The sequence below is a fragment of the Aromatoleum toluolicum genome (genome assembly GCF_012911005.2).
Lineage (GTDB): Bacteria > Pseudomonadota > Gammaproteobacteria > Burkholderiales > Rhodocyclaceae > Aromatoleum > Aromatoleum toluolicum.
The window spans coordinates 39,600-59,325 of sequence record NZ_WTVS01000033.1 but is presented as its reverse complement, the minus strand read 5'-3'; the positions used below and the strand labels follow the sequence as shown (position 1 = coordinate 59,325).

Annotated in this window: 16 protein-coding genes and 4 pseudogenes; 8 read left to right on the top strand and 12 right to left on the bottom strand. The window is 66.3% G+C overall.

The window, feature by feature from the left end; genetic code table 11:
• Positions 1 to 11 precede the first annotated feature (11 nt).
• A complete protein-coding gene (locus GPA27_RS16015) occupies positions 12 to 1,658 on the bottom strand; it encodes a fatty acid--CoA ligase (protein ID WP_169141560.1) in 1,647 nt (548 codons plus the stop codon).
• A gap of 325 nt (positions 1,659 to 1,983) precedes the next feature.
• Positions 1,984 to 4,689, bottom strand: coding sequence for a winged helix-turn-helix domain-containing protein (locus GPA27_RS16010; RefSeq protein ID WP_169141559.1), 2,706 nt, complete (start codon positions 4,687 to 4,689; stop codon positions 1,984 to 1,986).
• A 231-nt stretch (positions 4,690 to 4,920) separates the two neighbouring features.
• On the opposite strand from GPA27_RS16010, the gene GPA27_RS16005 reads away from it, so the two are divergent.
• The 8 genes and pseudogenes from GPA27_RS16005 to GPA27_RS15970 form a co-directional block, all read left to right on the top strand.
• On the top strand, positions 4,921 to 5,235 hold the full coding sequence (locus tag GPA27_RS16005) for a Rieske (2Fe-2S) protein (RefSeq protein WP_169141558.1): 315 nt from the start codon (positions 4,921 to 4,923) through the stop codon (positions 5,233 to 5,235).
• Positions 5,236 to 5,266: 31 nt separating this feature from the next.
• Positions 5,267 to 6,292 carry a universal stress protein gene (locus GPA27_RS16000; protein ID WP_169141557.1) on the top strand — a complete coding sequence of 342 codons (1,026 nt, stop codon included), beginning with the start codon at positions 5,267 to 5,269 and terminating at the stop codon, positions 6,290 to 6,292.
• Positions 6,293 to 6,351: 59 nt separating this feature from the next.
• Positions 6,352 to 7,332: a quinone oxidoreductase family protein gene (locus GPA27_RS15995; protein WP_169141556.1), complete on the top strand. Its 981-nt coding sequence runs from the start codon at positions 6,352 to 6,354 to the stop codon at positions 7,330 to 7,332.
• Between the two features lie 89 nt (positions 7,333 to 7,421).
• Positions 7,422 to 8,360: a TauD/TfdA dioxygenase family protein gene (locus GPA27_RS15990; protein ID WP_211165036.1), complete on the top strand. Its 939-nt coding sequence runs from the start codon at positions 7,422 to 7,424 to the stop codon at positions 8,358 to 8,360.
• A gap of 55 nt (positions 8,361 to 8,415) precedes the next feature.
• Positions 8,416 to 9,474 (top strand): beta-keto acid cleavage family enzyme, encoded by a 1,059-nt coding sequence (locus tag GPA27_RS15985; RefSeq protein ID WP_169141555.1) that lies wholly within the window; start codon positions 8,416 to 8,418, stop codon positions 9,472 to 9,474.
• Positions 9,475 to 9,602: 128 nt separating this feature from the next.
• A complete protein-coding gene (locus GPA27_RS15980) occupies positions 9,603 to 10,904 on the top strand; it encodes an MFS transporter (RefSeq protein WP_169141554.1) in 1,302 nt (433 codons plus the stop codon).
• Positions 10,905 to 10,936: 32 nt separating this feature from the next.
• Positions 10,937 to 11,506: an RBBP9/YdeN family alpha/beta hydrolase gene (locus GPA27_RS15975; RefSeq protein WP_169141553.1), complete on the top strand. Its 570-nt coding sequence runs from the start codon at positions 10,937 to 10,939 to the stop codon at positions 11,504 to 11,506.
• Between the two features lie 339 nt (positions 11,507 to 11,845).
• Positions 11,846 to 12,044 (top strand): annotated as a pseudogene (locus GPA27_RS15970) (IS1595 family transposase); the annotation flags it as partial.
• A gap of 256 nt (positions 12,045 to 12,300) precedes the next feature.
• Here GPA27_RS15970 and GPA27_RS15965 read toward each other — a convergent pair.
• The 10 genes and pseudogenes from GPA27_RS15965 to GPA27_RS15925 form a co-directional block, all read right to left on the bottom strand.
• A pseudogene (locus tag GPA27_RS15965) lies at positions 12,301 to 12,684 on the bottom strand (enoyl-CoA hydratase/isomerase family protein); the annotation flags it as partial.
• Positions 12,685 to 12,724: 40 nt separating this feature from the next.
• Positions 12,725 to 12,850 (bottom strand): annotated as a pseudogene (locus GPA27_RS29505) (3-hydroxyacyl-CoA dehydrogenase family protein); the annotation flags it as partial.
• 38 nt (positions 12,851 to 12,888) lie between these two features.
• Positions 12,889 to 13,359 (bottom strand): 3-hydroxyacyl-CoA dehydrogenase family protein, encoded by a 471-nt coding sequence (locus tag GPA27_RS15960; RefSeq protein ID WP_256222988.1) that lies wholly within the window; start codon positions 13,357 to 13,359, stop codon positions 12,889 to 12,891.
• Positions 13,342 to 13,818: pseudogene (locus GPA27_RS15955) on the bottom strand (3-hydroxyacyl-CoA dehydrogenase family protein); the annotation flags it as partial. The pseudogene GPA27_RS15955 and the gene GPA27_RS15960, both read right to left, overlap by 18 nt.
• Before the next feature lie 86 nt (positions 13,819 to 13,904).
• On the bottom strand, positions 13,905 to 15,092 hold the full coding sequence (gene bktB / locus GPA27_RS15950) for a beta-ketothiolase BktB (RefSeq protein ID WP_169141550.1): 1,188 nt from the start codon (positions 15,090 to 15,092) through the stop codon (positions 13,905 to 13,907).
• 45 nt (positions 15,093 to 15,137) lie between these two features.
• Positions 15,138 to 16,280 (bottom strand): acyl-CoA dehydrogenase family protein, encoded by a 1,143-nt coding sequence (locus GPA27_RS15945; RefSeq protein ID WP_169141549.1) that lies wholly within the window; start codon positions 16,278 to 16,280, stop codon positions 15,138 to 15,140.
• A 224-nt stretch (positions 16,281 to 16,504) separates the two neighbouring features.
• A complete protein-coding gene (gene acuI / locus GPA27_RS15940) occupies positions 16,505 to 17,488 on the bottom strand; it encodes an acrylyl-CoA reductase (NADPH) (RefSeq protein ID WP_169141548.1) in 984 nt (327 codons plus the stop codon).
• 2 nt (positions 17,489 to 17,490) lie between these two features.
• Positions 17,491 to 17,925, bottom strand: coding sequence for a hypothetical protein (locus GPA27_RS15935; RefSeq protein ID WP_169141547.1), 435 nt, complete (start codon positions 17,923 to 17,925; stop codon positions 17,491 to 17,493).
• Positions 17,926 to 17,943: 18 nt separating this feature from the next.
• Positions 17,944 to 18,897, bottom strand: coding sequence for an NmrA family NAD(P)-binding protein (locus tag GPA27_RS15930; protein WP_169141546.1), 954 nt, complete (start codon positions 18,895 to 18,897; stop codon positions 17,944 to 17,946).
• A 30-nt stretch (positions 18,898 to 18,927) separates the two neighbouring features.
• Positions 18,928 to 19,716 (bottom strand): glucose 1-dehydrogenase, encoded by a 789-nt coding sequence (locus GPA27_RS15925; protein WP_169141545.1) that lies wholly within the window; start codon positions 19,714 to 19,716, stop codon positions 18,928 to 18,930.
• Positions 19,717 to 19,726 lie beyond the last annotated feature (10 nt).

The window sequence follows — 19,726 nt, the reverse complement described above, 5'->3', positions numbered from 1 at the left end:
GGGGGGGGTAGTCAGGCCGTGCGCTCGCGCAGCAGTTTCTTGTTGATCTTGCCGACGCTGGTCTTGGGAATTTCCGCGACGAAGACGATGCGCTCGGCGTCCGGCACCGCGTACTTGCTGATGCGCTTCGATTCCACGAGCCCCAACAAATGGTGGCGGATCGTCTCCACGTCCACTGTCACGCCCGGCTTGCACACCACGTAGGCCATCGGGCGCTCGCCCCACTTCTCGTCGCGCACGCCAACCACAGCGGATTCCTGCACGCCCGGCACCTCGCCGATCAGCCCCTCGACTTCGATCGACGACACCCACTCGCCGCCCGTCTTGATCACATCCTTGATGCGATCGACGATCTGCACGAAACCGTCCGGACGCACCACCGCAACGTCCTGCGTGTGCAGGTAGCCCCCCGCCCACAACTCCTCGGACGCCTCCGGTTTCTTGAAGTAGCCCTGCGTCAGGAAGGGCGCGCGCAGCACGATCTCGCCCTGCGTCTTGCCGTCGCGCGGCACGTCGTTCATATCGGCATCGACGACGCGGAAATCCACCAATGGCACCGGCCGACCGGTCAGGCAACGCAGATGCACTTCCTCGTCGAGATCAGACGTCGCATCGACGGCCGACAGCTGCGCGAGCGCAACCACCGGCCCTGTCTCCGACATCCCGTATCCGGCGAACACATCGATGCCCCGCTCCACCGCCGCGCGGCACAGCGCCGGCGACAGCGCCGAACCGCCGATGATGATCTTCCATCCCGACAGATCCTGATCCGCCCCGGACGGCGCCTGCAGCAGCATCTGCAGAATCGTCGGCACGCAATGCGAGAAAGTCACTTTCTCCTCGCGCTTCAACTTCAGCAGCACGTCCGGCACGTAGCGCCCCGGCAGCACCGTCCGCAGACCCAGCAGCACTGCGATGTAGGGCACGCCCCACGCCAGCACGTGGAACATCGGCGTGATCGGCATGTACACGTCCTCGCGATGCAGCCGCTGCCCCTCGGGCTGCGAGGTCAGGCTCAGGGCCGTGCCCAGCGTGTGCATCACGATCTGGCGATGGCTGTAGCACACCCCCTTCGGGTCGCCCGTCGTGCCGGTCGTGTAGAAGGTCGCCGCCTTCGTGTTCTCATCGAAATCACGGAACTCGAAGTCCGCCGACGCCGACCCCACCAGCGCCTCGTATTCGCCCGCGAACGACAGCGACGTCGCCGGCACCGCCTGCCCGTCGGCCATCACGACAATCTGCCGCACGGTCTTCAATTCGGGCTTCAACTGTTCCAGCAGCGGCACGAAGTCCGCATGCACCAGCACCACTTCCGCCTCGGCGTCGTTCAGCGTGTAGGCGATCTGCTGCGGCGACAGGCGCACGTTCACCGTGAACATCGTCGCTCCCATCATCGGAATGCCGAAGTAGCTCTCCAGATAGCGATGGCTGTCCCAATCCATCACCGCCACCGTCGTGCCGTGCCGTACGCCCAGCGCCGTCAGCGCCGAAGCGAGCTTGCCGACGCGCTGGCGGAACTCGCGGAAGGTGTAGCGCATCTCCCCGCGGTAGGTGATCTCCTGGTCGCCGTGCAGGCTGACCGAATTCAGCAACAGCTGCTTGACCAGCAGCGGGTAGGTATAGGCCGAGGGTGTGGCGACGATCGTGTTGTCCGGCATGGCTGTCTCCGTCGTGGTTGTTCGAGATGAAACCGGGGTGCGATCAGTGGTTGGGACTCAAATTCAGCATAGCCCTTGCACACCATCGCACAGACAGGAGAAAGCTTATTGGGGGGATGGGGCCGGCTCCCCCCCCTGAGGCGAGGGGGAGTGGACCACTAGTCATGCAACGCATGGGGGGTGAGGTCAGGACGTCATCTGGCCCGAGCGGGCGAAACACACGCTCGGGTCGAACAACCGGAAACGATCTGCGATGCGTCTGCCCGCCGAGACCGGGGATGAGAGCAGTGCCGGACTGAACTGCCGGTCCGTCCGGCGCAGGCGACTAGTCGACGCCTTCGAGCAAGCCCAACAGCTGCGCCCGCCGCACCACATGTTTTCTGTTCGCGGCATCCAGCTTCCCGAACAGGTTCTTGAGGTGCCACTTCACGGTCTCCTCCCCTACTCCCATCGCCTGCGCGACCTCCTTGTTGGAGAGGTTGCGCGCGAGGAGTTCCAGGACCTCGCGCTCCTTGGGCGTGAGCACCATGCTCGGGATCGCGCGCGGGCCGGCGGCGTCGCGCGGGGGAGTGGACGTTGCCGGGCGCAGGACGCGGGCCACGGCGATGCTGCGGCCGGGTTCGGGATAGCCGGCTTCGTCGACCGAGAGGCTGCGCGCCCAGTCGGCGATGGCAGGGTGGGCATCAACGAACACGCGGGCAAGGCCGTAGGTGTGGGCGAGGTCCATCGCTTCCCGCAGGAGTTCGCGGCCGTGTTCGCTGCTGCGGTCGAGGACCCAGGCGCGTAGCGCCATGTTCTCGATATGGGCGCGGCCGAGCTTGAGGCCTTCGGCGAAAGGGGCGGCGCGTTCGAGGGCTTCGCGGGCGGTGCGCCAGTCCTGCGCGGCGATGGCGGCGTTGGCGTGCGCCATGGTGCGCTGGAGTTCGACCATGCGTTGCCACACGGGGCCGTGTTTGCCCTCCTCGCGCGCAAGGAGTTCGTCGATGCGCTGGGCGAGCGCGCGGCAGGTTTCCGAGCGGAAACGGCCGGCGTGCATGCGGGTCTGTTCGGCAAGGCTGACGATGCACAGGCGCGGCATGTTGCGAGCGGCGCCGATCGCGAAAAGGGTTTCGAGGAGGTCCAGCGCGCGGTGCTCGACGCCCTGCGCAGCGGCGACGCGGGCGGCGGTGCGGTATGCAAGCAGCGCGGTCTCGGGGGTGCCGGTGCGTTCCAGCACGTCCAGGCGGTTGGCGAGCAGCGCGGCGGCTTCGTCGACACGGTCGCGTTCGTAGGCCGCGGCGGCCAGCAGCGCGGCAAGCATGCACGACAGCGGATGGCGGCGGCCGAGTGCCTCGTCCGCATGCGCCAACGCGGGGCACAGCACCTCCTCGACGAGCCGCACCTGCCCTTCCCAGAGGTAGCTCAGGCCGGTGATGAATTCGCCCCAGCGCGCCGAGTAGGCATAGGCGACGCCGTATTCGCCGCGCGGTACCTGCTGCTGGTGGCGCCGCGCAAGCGCGGGATCGCCGCGCAGGATAGCGAGCACCGAGAGGCGGTTGGCGTGCATCTGCAGCAGCCGCGGTTCGCGCGCGGGGGGCGCATCCACCCACGGCTCGAAGAGCGCGATGCATCGGTCGGGGTCGTCGGCGTAGTAAGCGGCACCGCTACCGATGAGCGCGCATTCGTAGCGCTGGCCGACGTCGATGTCCGCCCCTTCGAGAATGCCCGCAACGAGACGCTCCGCCGCATCGTGGCGTTCGCTCAGCGCCAGCACCCAGGCGGCCGCGAGCCGCAGCCGCGGGCGCCTGTCGAGTTCGGCTTGCGGCAGCAGTTCGACCCAGTCGAGAACCATGCCGACGTGGCCCTGCAGCGCCGCATCGTAAAGGCATTGCTCGGCGAGGTCGAAGGCGACCTCGCGATTGCCCGCGGCGAGCGCGTGGCGCGCGGCTTCCTCGAGCATGCCGCGGTCTTGCAGCCAGCGCATCGCACGCGCGTGCACGTCCGCCTGCTCGGCAGCGGGCAGTTCCGCGAGGCGCGCGCGCAGGGCGTCGCGCGCAAGCGTGTGCAGGCGGAACCATTCACTGTTGTCACCCACCGCGAAGATCGGGATGTCGCGCATCAACCGCGCCATGCGCTCGGCCGGGTCGGCGACACCGGTGAGGGCCCCGCACAGGTCGGGGTGCAGCATGTCGACCACCGAGATGCGGGTAAGGAAGGCCGCGTCCTCGGGCGCGATCTTCGCCAGCAGACCACCGAGAAGTTGATCCTGCTGGTTGCCGGCGCGCGCGGACAGCGCATCGACGACGAGGCGGGGGTCGCCGCCGCGTTCCAGCGCCGCGAGCGCAAGCTGCAGGCCCAGCGGCCAGCCTTCGATGATCTCGTGGATGCGCGCACAGGTGTCGGCGTCGACCTTGGTGCCGAAACGGTTGCGTACGAGATTGAGCGTCTCATCGAGGCGAAAGCGCAGCGATTCCGCTCCGAGGAGGACGCAGTAGCCGTAGGAGCACAGGTCGGCGACCTCGCGGTCGAAGCCGCTGCGCGCGGCGATGACGAGACGCAGGTTGGGCGGAGCGTTGTGCAGCAGGTAGGACAGGAGCGTGAAGGAGGCATCGGGCAGGCGTTCAGCCTCGTCCACCATCAACACGAGGTCGAGCGAAGTCTGCGCGACCTCTGCCAGCCAGGCGGTGACGCCTTCGAACTCGCTGGCCGATGCGCCCGCGCCCTCGACCAGGATGCGCCCGAAGGTGGGCCGGCCGCAGCCCGAGCGTACGGCCTGCACGAGGCTCTGCAGCAGGCGCTGCGGGTCTGTGTGCTCGTCGACCGAAATCCACGCGACAGCTGCGCCGCGGGCGAGGATCTCGCGCCGCCACTGCGCGAGAAGCGAGGTCTTGCCGAAGCCCGGCGGGGCCTGCACGACGACGACCTGCCGGTCACGGAACTGTTCTTCATCGAGACTGAGCCGCGGGCGCAGCAACAGGTGTCGCGGCGCTCGCGGCGGAGTGGTCTTGAGAACAAGTTCCGGCAGCGCCGCAGCGCCGATCGCAGAGGTCATGAGCGTCCCGACAGGTTTGGATCCGGCATACGCGCCGCGGCGTTCGCTCCGCCGACGGCCGGAGAGCGCCGCGCAACGCGCCAATGCAGCTTATACCCGCCCTCGCGCGAGGGGTGGGCAATTATAGGCATGCCCCCCGTGGGGGGGCTCCCCCCCTTCTGCGAGGGGGGTGGCCCTTGCACCCCCTCTCTAACATCCGTTTCAAGTCATTCCCCATGCGAGGAGAAGCGGATGCAATACGTCGATGTCTGCCCCCTGGAAAGCATCGCCCCAGGCGGCTCGCTGGCCGTGCGTGCCGGCGGTCGCGACCTTGCGCTGTTCAATGTCGATGGCGTCGTGCATGCGATCGAGAACGCATGCCGCCACGCCGGCGCGGCACTCGCGGGAGGAAAGCTGTGCGGCCGCACGGTCGCCTGCCCGGCCCACGGATGGAAATACGACGTCACGACGGGTGCTCTGCTCGTGGCGCCCGAGATGTCGGTGCAGAAGTTTCCGGTCGAAGTCGTCGACGGCAGGGTACGCGTCGCGGCCGGAAACGCAGCATGAGACCCAACCCGCCCTGCTTCCAGGAGTAGCCATGTATCGCCATCTGCTCGTGCCCATCGACGGTACCGATCTCGCGACCGAAACCGTCAGCAACGCGGTCGAATTCGCCCGCACCCTCGGTGCCCGCATCACCTTCTTCCACGCGCAGCCGAACCATGCAGCGGCGTTCGGCGGCGAAGCCGAGATCGTGCGCCTCACCTCCCCGGCCGACTTCGCCTACGCCTACCAGGGGCGAGCGCGCGAACTGCTGGCGAAGGCCGAATCGGCGGCGCGGGCACTCGGCGTACCGTGCGACTCCTCCACTGCGGTGAGCGACTCCCCCTACCGCGCTATCATCGCCGCCGCCCAGGATGGCGGCTGCGACCTGATCTACATGGCCTCGCACGGACGGCGCAGCAGCATCGGCATGATGCTGGGCTCGCAGACCTTGAAGGTGCTGGTAAATGCGGGGATCCCGGTGCTGGTCGCGGCGACGTCGAGCCCGCCAGCGACCTCGCAGGCGATCGGCATCATCCGCGACGAACACCGTTCGCTTGCCGCGGTGCTGCACGCCTGGCTGCATCTGCTGGAATCCGACAGCGGCCCGGCGGAGGGTTCGCGCGACGAGTTGATGCGCGCGATGGTTCATTACATCAAGGCCTTCCCGGTCGCGCTGCACCACCCGAAGGAAGAGGATTACCTGTTCCGCAAGCTGCGCGAACGGACCTCGCAGTGCAACGCCGAACTGGACGAACTGGAACGCCAGCATGAACGCGACCTGCAGTTGGTGGATGAACTGGCGAAGGCGGTGGACCGCCATGCCGCCGGCGAGGCAGACCTCGCGACCGTGAAGGAAGCGGTGAGCCGCTACGCGTTGTTCATCTGGGAACACATGGGGCGCGAGGAAGGCGTGATCCTGCCCGCCGCCCAGCGCTACCTGACCCCGGCCGACTGGGACGAGATCAACGCGGCCTTCTCCGAGAACTGCGATCCGCGTTTCGGTCGGGACACCGACGCGGAGTTCAAGCGGCTGTTTTCGCGCATCGTGAATCTCGCGCCCTCGCCCGCGAAGCAATAAAGAGCTTTACTTAAACCAAACCGCGGCCGCACTTCGCGCCGCAGCAAGGAGCACACAGCATGGCCAATGCGATTCGAATCCACGAGACCGGTGCGCCGGAAGTGATGCGCTGGGAATCCGTCGAAGTCGGTGCCCCCGGCCCGGGCCAGGTCCGCCTGCGCCACGAGGCGGTCGGTCTGAACTTCGCCGACACCTATTTCCGCACCGGCCTGTACCCGATCCCGATGCCCAACGGCCTCGGCGTCGAGGCCGCGGGCGTGGTCGAGGCGGTCGGCGAAGGCGTGTCGAACGTCGCCGAAGGCGACCGCGTGACCTACACCGGCTTTGTGAATACGCTCGGCGCCTACAGCACCGCACGCATCATCTCCGCCGCGCCGCTGATCAAGCTGCCGGACGCGATCTCGTGCGAGACGGCCGCCGCGATGACGATGCGCGGCCTGACCTCGGCCTACCTGATGCGCCGCATCTGGCCGCTGGCCCCGGGCGATACGATCCTGATCCACGCCGCGGCAGGCGGTGTCGGCCTGATCGTGTGCCAGTGGGCGAAGCTGCTCGGACTCACGGTGATCGGCACGGTCTCCAGCGAGGAAAAGGCCGCGATCGCCCGAGCCCACGGCTGCGACCACGTGATCTTCTACCGCCGCGAGGACGTCGCGACCCGCGTGCGCGAAATCACCAACGGCGTCGGCGTGTCGGTCGTGTATGACAGCATCGGCAAGACGACCTTCGACGGCTCGCTCGCGTCCCTGAAGCGTCGCGGCCTGATGGTGTGCTTCGGCACCGCCTCCGGCCCGGTCGAGCCCTTCAACCCGCAGTTGCTCGCGATGAAGGGCTCGCTCTACCTGACCCGCCCCGCGCTCGCCGACTACATCGCCGATCCCGCGGAACGCGACGCCCTTGCGGGCGAGCTCTTCGACCACGTCGCGGCCGGCCGCATCAAGATCGAGATCAACCAGCGCTACGCGCTGCAGGACGCCGTACAGGCCCACCACGACATGGAAGCCGGCAAGACGATCGGCTCGTCAGTGTTCATCGTCTGACCAGAAAAAGCGTCCCGACAGAGAGACAAGAAAACCACGGACCCCCATTCACCCGACATACCAGTCAGTCCACACCTGGAGACAGCTTCATGAACCAGACGACTCAGGAAAAGCCCGCTGCACCGGCCTTCGTGCGGCCGGGGGCGTTGAACAGCTCGGTGAAGTTCGAGCCGCTCACCGCGAGCATCGGCGCCGAACTGATCAACGTGAACCTCGGCGACGCCTCGCGCGATCCGGCGCTCTTTGCCGAGATCAAGGCCCTGCTGCTCGAATACAAGGTGCTGTTCCTGCGCGATCAGGACATCACCCGCGCCGAGCACGTCGCCTTCGCCGAACGCTTCGGCAAGCTCGAAGACCACCCCGTCGCCGGCAGCCACCCCGAACACCCGGGCCTCGTGCAGATCTACAAGTCGCCCGACCAGCCGATGGACCGCTACGAGAACGCCTGGCACACCGACGCCACGTGGCGCGAAGCGCCCCCGATGGGTTGCGTGCTGCGCTGCGTGGAATGCCCGCCGGTGGGCGGCGACACGATGTGGGCCAACATGGTGCTCGCCTACGAGCGCCTGCCCGAGGACATCAAGGCGAAGATCGCCCACCTGCGCGCCCGCCACAGCATCGAAGCGAGCTTCGGCGCGGCGATGCCGATCGAGAAACGCCTTGCGCTGAAGGCACAGTACCCGGATCCCGAGCACCCGGTGGTGCGCCTGCATCCCGAGACCGGCGAGAAGGTGCTGTTCGTGAACGCCTTCACGACCCACTTCACCAATTTCCACACCCTGGCCAACGTGCGCTTCGGCCAGGACTATGCGCCGGGCGCCGCCGAGCTGATGCAGTACCTGATCCGCCAGGCCTTCGTCCCCGAGTACCAGGTGCGCTGGCGCTGGAAGCCCAACAGCATGGCGATCTGGGACAACCGCAGCACCCAACACTACGCCGTCATGGACTACGCGCCCTGCCATCGCAAGATGGAACGCGCCGGGATCATCGGCGACAAGCCCTACGGCCTGGAAGGTCCGGGCGCCTGAAGCGCCCCGACATGAAACTCCCAATAGATACCAATCCCTGCAAGGAGCACCTGAAATGAATTTCCTCGACGGATCGCTGTTCCCCGAAAACCAGCAGAAACTCGTCATCACCGCCGCCCCCTACGGCCCCGAGTGGATGCCTTCCGATTTCCCGGAAGACATTCCGGTGACGATGGAAGAGCAGATCCAGAAGGCGGTCGACTGCTACAACGCCGGCGCCACCGTGCTGCACGTGCATGTGCGCGAACTCGACGGCAAGGGCTCGAAGCGCCTGTCGAAATTCAACGAACTGCTGGCCGGCATCCGTGCCCGCGTGCCGGACATGATCCTGCAGGTCGGCGGGTCGATCTCCTTCGCCCCCGAGGGTGAGGGCGAGGCGGCCAAGTGGCTGTCGGACGACACCCGCCACATGCTCGCCGAGCTACAGCCGACGCCCGATCAGGTGACGATCGCGATCAACACCAACCAGATGAACGTGGTCGAGCAGATGTGCGCCGCCGACGTCGCCGGCACCTCGCTGGGCGAGCCGGCGATGTACCAGGCCTACCGCGAAATGACGATTCCCGCCGGTCCGGATTGGGTCGAGGAACACATCCGTCGCCTGTCGTCGAAGGGCATCCAGACGCACTTCCAGCTCGCCAACATCACGCAGCTCGAAACCGTCGAGCGCATGATGCGCCGCAACGTCTGCAACGTGCCGCTGATCCTGACCTGGGTCGCTATCGGCGGCGGCTTCGACGCGCCGAACATCTACAACCTCGCCAACTTCGTGCGCGCCTGCCCGGACGGTGCCGTGCTGACGCTGGAAACCTCGATGCTCAACGTGCTGCCGCTCAACATGATGGCGATCGCGATGGGCCTGCACGTGCGCTGCGGTATCGAGGACAACATCTGGACCCAGCGCCGCGATCGCAAGATGGGCTCCGTCGAGCAGATCGAACAGCTGGTGCGGATCTCGCGCGAGTTCGGCCGCGAGGTCGCCAACGGCAAGGAAGCGCGCGAGATCTACAAGATCGGCACCTTCTACGAAGGGGCCGACGAGACCCTGGCGAAGAACGGCTTCGCACCGAACCGCAAGGCGGGTCAGGTCGGTTTCCTGCAGCACGCGGCATGATTCGTAGCACAAGGTAGTACCAATGCAGTACGGGCAAGGGGGACGATTTCTGCCCCTTGCCCGCATAAAGCGCCGACCGGCGAGCGATCTCGCGACGCCGGGACGGCCACAAACACGAGGAGACAAGCTTGGCCGCGTATATTGCAGAGGCCCTGCCGGAGGCATCGACCTCCACCCCGACCGCTCCGCGTACCTACGCCTGGATCGTGTTCGCGCTCACCTTCGGACTGCTGCTGTCCGACTACATGTCGCGCCAAGTCCTGAACGCGGTCTTTCCGGTGCTGAAGGCCGAATGGACGCTGAGCGACACCCAGCTCGGCTCGCTCAGCAGCATCGTCGCCCTGCTCGTCGGCCTCCTGACCTTTCCGCTCTCGGTCGTGGCCGACCGCTGGGGCCGCGTGAAGAGCGTGACGCTGATGGCTGCGCTGTGGAGCCTGGCCACCCTCGGCTGCGCCTTGGCGTCCAATTACAATGAGATGTTCATCGCCCGATTCTGTGTCGGTGTCGGCGAGGCGGCCTACGGCAGCGTCGGCATCGCGCTGATCCTGAGCATCTTCCCCGCCCACCTGCGCTCGACGCTCAGCAGCGCCTTCATGGCAGGCGGCCCGGTCGGCTCCGTGATCGGCATGGCCTTCGGCGGCGTCATCGCCGCCCAGTTCGGCTGGCGCTGGGCTTTCGGCGCGATGGCCGCGTTCGGGCTCGCGCTGGTCATCCTCTATGCCCTCGTCGTGCGCGAGAAACGCCTGTGCCCACACGGCGCTAACGGCCGCGTCGCGCAGCGCGCCGCCCGCCCCGGCCTGCGGATGATCTTCTCCGGACTGTTCGCATCGGTTTCGGTGATCGCGGCCTACATCGGCAGCGGGCTGCAACTCTTCATCATGGCGTCGATGCTGGCGTGGCTGCCCAGCTTCCTGAACCGCTATTACGACCTGCCCACCGACAAGGCCGGTGTCGGCGCCGCGGTCTTCATTCTGATCGGCGCCATCGGCATGATCGTCTGCGGCATCGTCACCGACCGTCTCAGCCGTGTCAAAGCGGAGCGCAAATGGACGATCGCGATGACCTATTCGCTGACTTCGGCCGGGCTGCTGCTGTTCGCCTTCCAACTCCCGGCCGGCCCCGCGCAACTGGTGCTGCTCGGCGCCGGCATGGCGATCGTCGCCGGCACCACCGGCCCGGCGGGCGCAATGGTCGCCAACCTGACTCCGGCCCCCATCCATGCGACGGCGTTCGCGACGCTGACGCTGGCGAACAACCTGCTGGGCCTTGCCCCCGGCCCCTTCGTCACCGGACTCATTGCCGACCGCGTCGGCCTGATGGACGCGATGCAGATGGTGCCACTGGTCGCCCTCGGCGCGGTCGCCGCCTTCGCCGTCGGCAAGCGCTACTACGCCGGAGACCTGAAGCGTCTCCAGGCGCAGCAACACTGACCTCCTGTTTCACCCCTCGCCACGCACAAAAAATGACGACTACCCCGACCATCCTGATCGTTCCCGGCCTGCGCGACCACGTCGCGGAGCACTGGCAGACCCTCCTCGAACAGAAGCTCCGAGAGAAGCTGATTGAAGCACGCTCGGTACAACCGCTTGAGCACGACAAGCTGAGCCGCGATGCCCGCGTCGCGGCGCTCGACCAGGCCTTGGCCGAGATCGACGGCCCGGTGATCCTCGTCGCCCACAGTGCCGGCGTGATGATCACGGTGCATTGGGCGCAGCAGCACAAACGCCCCATCATGGGCGCGCTGCTCGCAGCCCCCGCCGATCTGGAATCCCCCTTCCCGCCCGGCTACCCGACGATCGACGCGCTGCGCGATAACGGTTGGCTGCCGATCCCGCGCAATCCGCTGCCTTTCCCGAGCATCGTCGCCGCAAGCACGAACGACCCGCTGGGTAGCCTGGAGCGCGTGACCGGCTTCGCGCACGCCTGGGGCAGCCACGTCGTAAACATCGGCGACGTCGGCCACCTCAACCCGGCGGCCGGCTTCGGCGAATGGGTCAAGGCCGAGGAGTTTGTGCGCGAACTCGCCGGATAAATGCCAGGCGCCTCAATGAGGTAGAGTTCTAACGCATAGAGTCCAAGCCCCGTTGCTCCGGGATTCGGAAGTGGTTGAGAGACAGCGTGCTTTCCGACGAGGCGACAATTCACAACTATTGCCGCACCACCACACCGAAATGGCTATGTCCCAATTACGTGTTGGAGGCTAATCCGTAAGCAGGCGCCCGACGCGGAGTCTGATCATGGATACGCAAGCTTTCCAGCATTTGTTGGCTCAGTTGAGCGAACTCAGCGGCAAGCAGAAGGCCCTTCTCGTGGCGACACTTCATGAGCAGCCCCGGCGAGACGAGCTTGAAGGCGCTGTGCCGGACCTGCGGGCGCTTTCCATATCCAGAACGTCAATGCCTAGCCGGCTCAAGAACTGGATAGCACTCTTTCACGGCGTCGCCACCAAGTACCTCGTCAATTACCTCGGTTCGCGACGCATGCTGGAACGTTGCCGAGACGCGATCCGACCTGCGTACTGCCTGCACAAAGCAGCCGGACGTCCCATGCAACACGTAATTGGGACATAGGCACCGAAAAGCCCTTCGCACTGCTGCGGGCCTGGTTGAACCGCGAGGCGTCTTGTGGAGATTTCCCATGTGACGGACGTCGTCGGCCGCGGTGATGATTGCAGATCGACGAATCCAGTGCGGAACCGTTTATAAACAAGCGGGCCCGCTCATTGGCGGGCCCGCTTTTGTAGATCGTTCTACAACCACTTTGGATACTGCAATTCGCTAACTGCTTGATCGTAATGTCGTCGCGATCGCATAAGAAACCCAGCTCTCTGGCCTCCTGTGCGGATGCGCTCACCTTGCAGGTCCGTAGCAGATCGAAGCAGTGGGCGATCGCCTGCCCCACGCCGACCTTCGCCGCGCTTCGCGCAAGCATTTCGCGGCAGCCACCCCACCCCGGAACGATCCCGACCTGCGCTTCGACCAGTCCCATCGCGCTCTCGGCATGCGCCTGGATCGCATGGCAGTGGAGAAGCAGTTCGAACCCGCCGGCGAGTGCGGAGCCTGTCAAGACGCCAACCACGGGCACGGGGGCCTGCAGCAGATCGACGACGAGGCGTTGGCCGATCGAGATGAATCGCTCCACTGCGCCGGGCTGAGCGATAAACCGGCCGCCCCTCAGCGCGCGACAGGAAGGCGGATGGAACGATGCCATCTCCGGTCAGGCGCCTGACAAACGCGGGCAGGCCGATCCGGTGGATCATTTCGAACGGGCCCCATGTCCAGTTGTAGCCGAGCTTCATCGCCTGGTCGAAGGCATCCACGTCGGCTGCGACATCCGGAATCAACCGCGTCGCGTAATGCAGCACCTGCGACAGCACGCGCCAGGCGTAACGCCCGCCCTTGTCGTCGCAGGCGATCAGTTCGGCGAGTTGGCCGGGCTTGAGGGCGGCGCTCGCCAACGAAACCTCGCGCGGCGCCCGATATTCCAGCGTTTGCAGATCGATGGTTTCGCGCACACCCCGCCGGACGCATCCTTGAACTGGCGGTAGAAGCCTTGCAGCGTGCCGCCCTTTCGGCCCCTGTAGCCCTTGTCGAGCATGCCCCGAACCGTCGCGTCGATCTCCGCCATGGCCGAGAAGTCGTCTTGGGGCGGTAGCAATGCGCCGAGGCTTTCCACTGCCGAGGGCATCAGGTCGATGCCGACAAGGTCCCACAGCCCGAACACGCCGGTCTTCGGAAACCCGCAGACGCGCATCACCGCATCGGCTTCTTCGACCGTGAGACCGAGCGCTACGGCCTCGCGCAAGGCAAGTTGCATCCAAAATATACCCAGGCGATTGCCGATGAAGCCCGGACGATCGGCGCAACGGATCACGGTCTTGCCCATTCGAAAGTCGTTGAAATCGGTCACCCGCTCAACAACCTCGGGCAAGGTCCCTTCCCCCGCGACCAGCTCCACCAGGCGCATGTGACGCGGCGGATTGAAGTAATGGGTGACGACGAAGTGGCGTCGGAAGTCTTCCGGCAGACCTTCCACCAGCCTCGCCAGCGGAATGGTCGAGGTGTTGGAGGACACGATTGCGTCGGAGCGGCGCACGGCGGCGATCCGGCGATACAGGTCCTGCTTGACGTCGAGCCGCTCGAGTACGACCTCGACGATCCAGTCGCAGTCGGCCAGCAGCCCGAAATCGTCTTCGACGTTGCCGATGCGGATCCGCGATGCCACCGACGGGTGCATCAACCCCCCGTTGCTGCCGGCGCGGACAAAGCGATCCAGTACCCCTCGGGCGATGCAGCTGCGATCCTTGGCTTCCGGCGGGACGATGCCGAGCAGCACCACTTCTGCGCCGCCGTTGGCCGCCTACGCTGCGATGCCTGCGCCCATTACGCCGGCGCCGATCACGCCGACCTTGCGAATCGGATCGACCCCGCTCATGCCAGACGCTCCACGACCAGGGCGATGCCCTGCCCACCGCCGATACACATCGTCACCAAGCCATAGCGGCCGTCGATCCGGTCGAGCTCGGCAAGCAGCTTGACGATGATGATCGAGCCGGTTGCGCCGACCGGATGGCCCAGCGCCACGGCACCGCCGTTGGGATTGACCTTGTCCTCGTCGAAACCGAGCACGCGGCACACCGCGATCGCCTGTGCGGCGAAGGCTTCGTTCGATTCGATCACGTCGAGGTGGGCGACCTTCAGCCCGGTTTGCGCCAGTACGCGCTGTACCGCAGGAATCGGCCCCAACCCCATCACCTCGGGGCCGACACCACCGAAGGCATAGCCGACCAGCCGCGCACGCGGCTTCAGGCCGCGCCGCGCCGCCTCGGCAGCGCTGGTCAGTACCATCGCGGCGGCACCGTCGTTGAGGCCGGACGCGTTGCCGGCGGTGACGATGCCGTCCTTCCTGAATACGGGCTTCAGCTGTCCGAGGCTTTCGACCGTGGTGCCCGCGCGCGGGTGCTCGTCGCGGCAGAAGCTGATCTCCTGACGCCCCTGGCGGACCGTCACGGGAACGATCTGCGATTCGAAGCGGCCTTGCTCGATCGCGGCACAGGCGCGGCGATGGCTTTCCGCGGCGAAGGCATCGAGATCGCCGCGGGTCAGGCCGTACTCGCGCGCGACGTTTTCAGCGGTCACGCCCATGTGGCCGCTGCCGAAGGGATCGCTCAGCACGCCCACGGTCAGGTCCACCACGGCGCCATCCCCCATCCGCAGCCCCTGGCGCGCGTTGGGCAACACATAGGCGCCGCGGCTCATGCATTCGGCGCCGCCCGCCAGCGCCACGCGGCTGTCGCCGAGCAGGATCATCTGGGCGGCCGAGATCACGGACTGCACGGCCGAGCCGCACAGACGATTGACGTTGAAGGCGGCCGACGTCTTCGGCAGCCCGGCATTCAGCGCGATATGACGCGCCACGTAGGCATCCTGCGGCCCCGTGGTGACGATGTGGCCGAAGACCGAGTGGTCGATTTCCCCGGCGGGCACACCGACCCGACGAATCGCTTCGACGGCCGCAACGGTGCCGAGTTCGGCGGGACTCATCGACGAGAGGCTCCCGCCGAAGCCGCCGACGGCCGTACGCACGCCGTCCAGAATCACGACATCCTTCAATTCCATGCACATTCTCCCAAGATCAGTCCTGAGCGCGACCGCAGACCGCGCTCACTTGCCCAGCATTGAGCGGGCGATCACTTCCTTCATGATTTCCGACGTACCGGCGTAGATCGTCTGCACCCGCGCATCGACGTAGAAACGCGAGATCGGATACTCGACCGTGTAGCCATAGCCGCCGAAGAGCTGCAGGCATTCGTCCGTCACCCGGCACTGCATCTCGGTGAGCTGCAGTTTCAGGATCGCCGCATCGACGGCATCCATCTCACCGCGCCGGTACTTGCGAATGCAGTGGTCGAAATAGGCGCGAGCCACGGCAAGCTCGGCCTTGGCCTCGGCAAGCTTGAAGCGGGTGTTCTGGAAATCGGCGATGCGCTGGCCGAAGGCGGTTCGCTGCTGGACATAGTCGAGCGTCAATGCGAGCGCACCTTCCGTGGCGCCCAGCGCGTGCGCTGCGACCGCCAGTCGTTCGCGGGGCAGTTCCTGCATCAGGTAGGCGAATCCGCGGCCTTCCTCGCCGAGCAAGGCGTCTTCCGGCACCACGAGATCCGAAAAGAACAGTTCGGCCGTGTCACCCGCGTGCTGGCCGATCTTCCGGATCGCCTTGCCGTGCGAGAATCCGGGCAGGCCCGCATCGACCAGGAACAGCGAGACGCCCTTTGCCCCCGCCTTCGGGTCGGTCTTGGCGCAGACGATCACGAGCTCGGCCTGCATGCCGTTGGTGATGAACACCTTGGCGCCGTTGATGCGCCATCCTTCGGCCGTGCGCTCCGCGGCGGTGCGCATGGCCGCCAGATCGCTGCCGGCGCCTGGCTCCGTCATCGCGATCGCACCGAGCACTTCGCCGGTGCTCATGCGCGGCAGCCATTGCCGCTTCTGTGCCTCGCTGCCGATATGCAGAATGTAGGGCATGACGATGTTGGCGTGGATGTTGTATCCACTGGCCAGACCTCCGAAGCCCTGGCGCGCGATCTCCTCGGTGGCGATCTGCGAAATCTCGAATCCGGCACCGGCGCCGCCATACTCTTCAGGCATATCGATACCGAGCAATCCGGCTTCGCCCAACGTGCGCCAGACCGAGCGGGGCATGGTCCCGGCGTCCTCCCAGTCCTGGTAGTGGGGCGCGATCTCCTGCTCGAGCGCCCGCACGATCATGTCGCGAAAGAGCTGAACATCGGGGTCTGCACTAGTCATCGCGGTAAATCCTGCTCCAATGCTTCGAGTGTTTTGGGGGCATTTCCAAGGCAGAGGGAGATGCATGGAAATGGCTGCAGAAGACCGGCCGAGCCGTCTCCTGCGCCGGGAATCCGGCGCTCGTCGAGGGGAAAAGGCCCATCCAGCGCGTACGCTGGATGGGTAAATCGCCCAACGGGAGGAGAGAGGAGGCTCCGCTGGTCGAACACGATGGGCCGATCGCCCTAATTCCAGACGTCTACGACAATTCGCCCGCGCACCCTGCCCGCCAGGATCTCGGGGGCCAATCCGACGACTTCGCTCAGCCCGACGTCACGGATCATCGACTCCAGCTTGTCCGGATTCAGATCCCGGGCGAGCCTTTGCCATGCCCGGAGCCGGAGTTCCCTTGGCGCCATGACACTGTCGACGCCGTACAGCGCAAGATTGCGCAGTACGAAGGGGAGCACCGTTGTCGGGAAATCCATTCCGTGCGCCAGCCCCGTCGCCGCCACCGCGCCGCCATAGCGCACGGATGCGCAAACGTTCACGAGGGTGTGGCTGCCGGCGGTATCGATCGCGCCCGCCCAGCGCTCCGCCTGCATCGGCGCACCCGGGTCGGCAAGGAGGGCGCGATCCATCACCTCTGCCGCGCCGAGGGCCTTGAGGTATTGCGTCTCCGCGGTCCGCCCGGTTACGGCCACCACGCGATAGCCGAGCCGCGAAAGGATCGCGAGCGCAACGCTCCCCACTCCGCCACTCGCACCGGTGACGAGGATCTCGCCGTCGGACGGGCGGATGCCGTGGCGCTCGAGCGCGAGGACGCAGAGCATCGCGGCATAACCCGCGGTGCCGATCGCCATCGCCTGGCGCGTGGAAAATGCCGCCGGCAAGGGCACCAGCCAGTCGCCGCGGACCCGCGCGCGCTGCGCCAGTCCGCCCCAGTGGCGCTCGCCCAGCCCGTAGCCGTTGAGAACGACCTTGTCGCCGGGCCGCCAATCCGGATGGTCGCTGGCCTCGACGGTCCCGGCCAGGTCGATGCCGGGCACCATCGGGAAATGACTGATCAGCGGAATCCGCCCCGTGATCAGCAGACCGTCCTTGTAATTGAGGGTCGAATGTTCGACCCGTACGGTCACGTCGCCTTCGGGCAGGCGTCCGTCATCCACCTCGGCCAGCGTTGCCGCATGACCGTTCTCGTCCTTGTCGATCAGGATTGCCTTGAACACGGTCAAGCTCCTTCGGGATGGGTACGCAGGTATCGCCAGAAGAGCGAGGCCCACACGAGATCGCCGGTCACCAGCACGGCGAAAGGCAGGCTGGCGGTGCCGGCGAGAAAATGCTGGTAGCCCACCAGCACTACCAGCAGCTTTCCGAGGATGCCCATCTCGACCATCACGCGGTTCCGCACCGGGTCGGCACCGACCCGCCAGTAGCCGATGCCGAAAGCGATCACCAATACGGCGAAGAGATCGGTGTAGAGGATGTCCGTGGGTACCGGCTCGAAGCCGAACAGCTTCGACAGCGCCACCGGGGCGATCCACAGCGGGATCGCGACACCGATGTTGAAGAGGCCGGCCAGACGGAACATCAGCCGCCAGCCGGAAAAGCTGCCGCTGCCTGCCGGCACGGTCGTGCTCGTTATCGTGCTCATGCTCATATTCATCTTCTCTCCTTTGCTGAATCAGGCGGCGCCGAGCATGGCCTGCAGTTCCCTGACACGGGGCTCGATGTATTCGGGGAAGAGTTGTTCCAGCGGCGTACCCTTGAACGCGGGCAGATGCATGGCGTTCCAATGTGCCCACAACGGCATGCCTTCCGGGCACTCGGTCGCGGACACGCCGATACCGACGATGGCCTTCATCGGGCCATCGGGCGTTTCGTCATAGGCCTTGAGCCAGTCCTCGTGCCCCAGGTACACGCGCTCGACCTTGCGACCTAGGATGCGCTCGCGTGCGTCGAGCAGCTCGTTCCAGGTGAGGTAGGCCGTGGCAGCGACCGGGCAGACCGCGTTGCGCGAGGCCGGGTGGGCGAGCACGTGGGGGATGATGCGTCCCACGTCGCACGCCGATGACCAGGAAATTTTCGTATTGCCGTCCCCCATCACCGCCACCGGCTCGGGCATGAAATACTCGATCCACAACCCGGCCGGGATGATCGTGAAATCCAGCCCGGCCAGCTCGATCACGCGGCGGATGAATGCCTTCTGGCGGGCGGCGGTCTTGTGCGCGTTGTCGGTCGGCCAGAACTGTTCCCACTCGTAGATGAAGCCGAACTCGGAGGGCACGAAACGCTCCACGCCGGCCTCCTTCGCGGCCCAGATCAAGGGGTATTGCGACTCGGTCGCGAACAGCGGAACGCAGGACACCAAGTAGTCGGTGCCCTCGAGCGCGGGGATCAGCGAGGCGTGATCGGTGACGTCCGCCTGCTTGACGACCACGCCGCGCCGGCGCCAGTCGTCCCAGCGCTGCTGCTTCGTATCGACGGAATTGAGGAGACCGGAGGAGGACTTCTCCTGCAGCCCCCCTGCCCGCGCGAGCACCTGCACGTTGAATACGTCCTGGCGCAGCAACTCCTCGACACAGGCCGACCCGGCACTACCGGTGGCCGCAAAGACGGTGACGGTTTTCCTGCTCATCGTTTGACTCCTTATCTATGAATGCGCTGCTCAGCCGGCAGTCAGCCCGCCGTCGAGCACCAGTTCGGCGCCGTTGATCCATCGGCCACTACCGGCCGCCAGGTAGCGCACCGCGGCGGCCACGTCTTCCGGTCGTCCGTAGCCCATCGGGTGCATCTGCAGCATGAGGGCCTCGGCCCCTGCCACGTCGGCGGCCAGCCCCAGATCCACCAGCGAACGCACCACCGCCTCGCCCATGTCGGTCTTGATGACGGCCGGGTGGAGCGAATTGACCCGAACGCCGTATCCGAGCCGTGCGCTTTCGATGGCGGCCGATTTGGTCAACAGGCGCACCGCGCCCTTGGCGGCGCAGTACGCCCCGAGACCCGCAACGCCGACGAGGCCCGCCACCGACGAGAGGTTGACAACCGCCCCGCCCCGGCCCGCCGCACCGCCCGGCCGCATTACGCGCATCGCCCACTTGGTGCCGAGAAAGCAGCCGTCGGCATTCACCGCCATCACCCGCCTGAAGTCGGCGAGGTCGCAATCGACCATCAGTGAAGCGGTCTCGATGCCGGCGTTGTTGACCACCACGTCGAGGCCACCGAATGCCTCGACTGTGCGCGCCATGACGTGCGACCAATCCTCCTCGCGGGTCACGTCCTGCTGCAGGAACATGGCGCCGAGGTCTTCGGCCGTCGCCCTGCCGCGCCCTTCGTCGAGGTCGGTCACGACGACGCGGGCGCCCGCCGCAGCGACTTCGTGGGCAATGGCCGCACCTAGGCCCCGGGCCGCGCCGGTGACGAGCGCAACCTTCCCTTCCAGGGAACTGGAATCCATTCCTTACTCC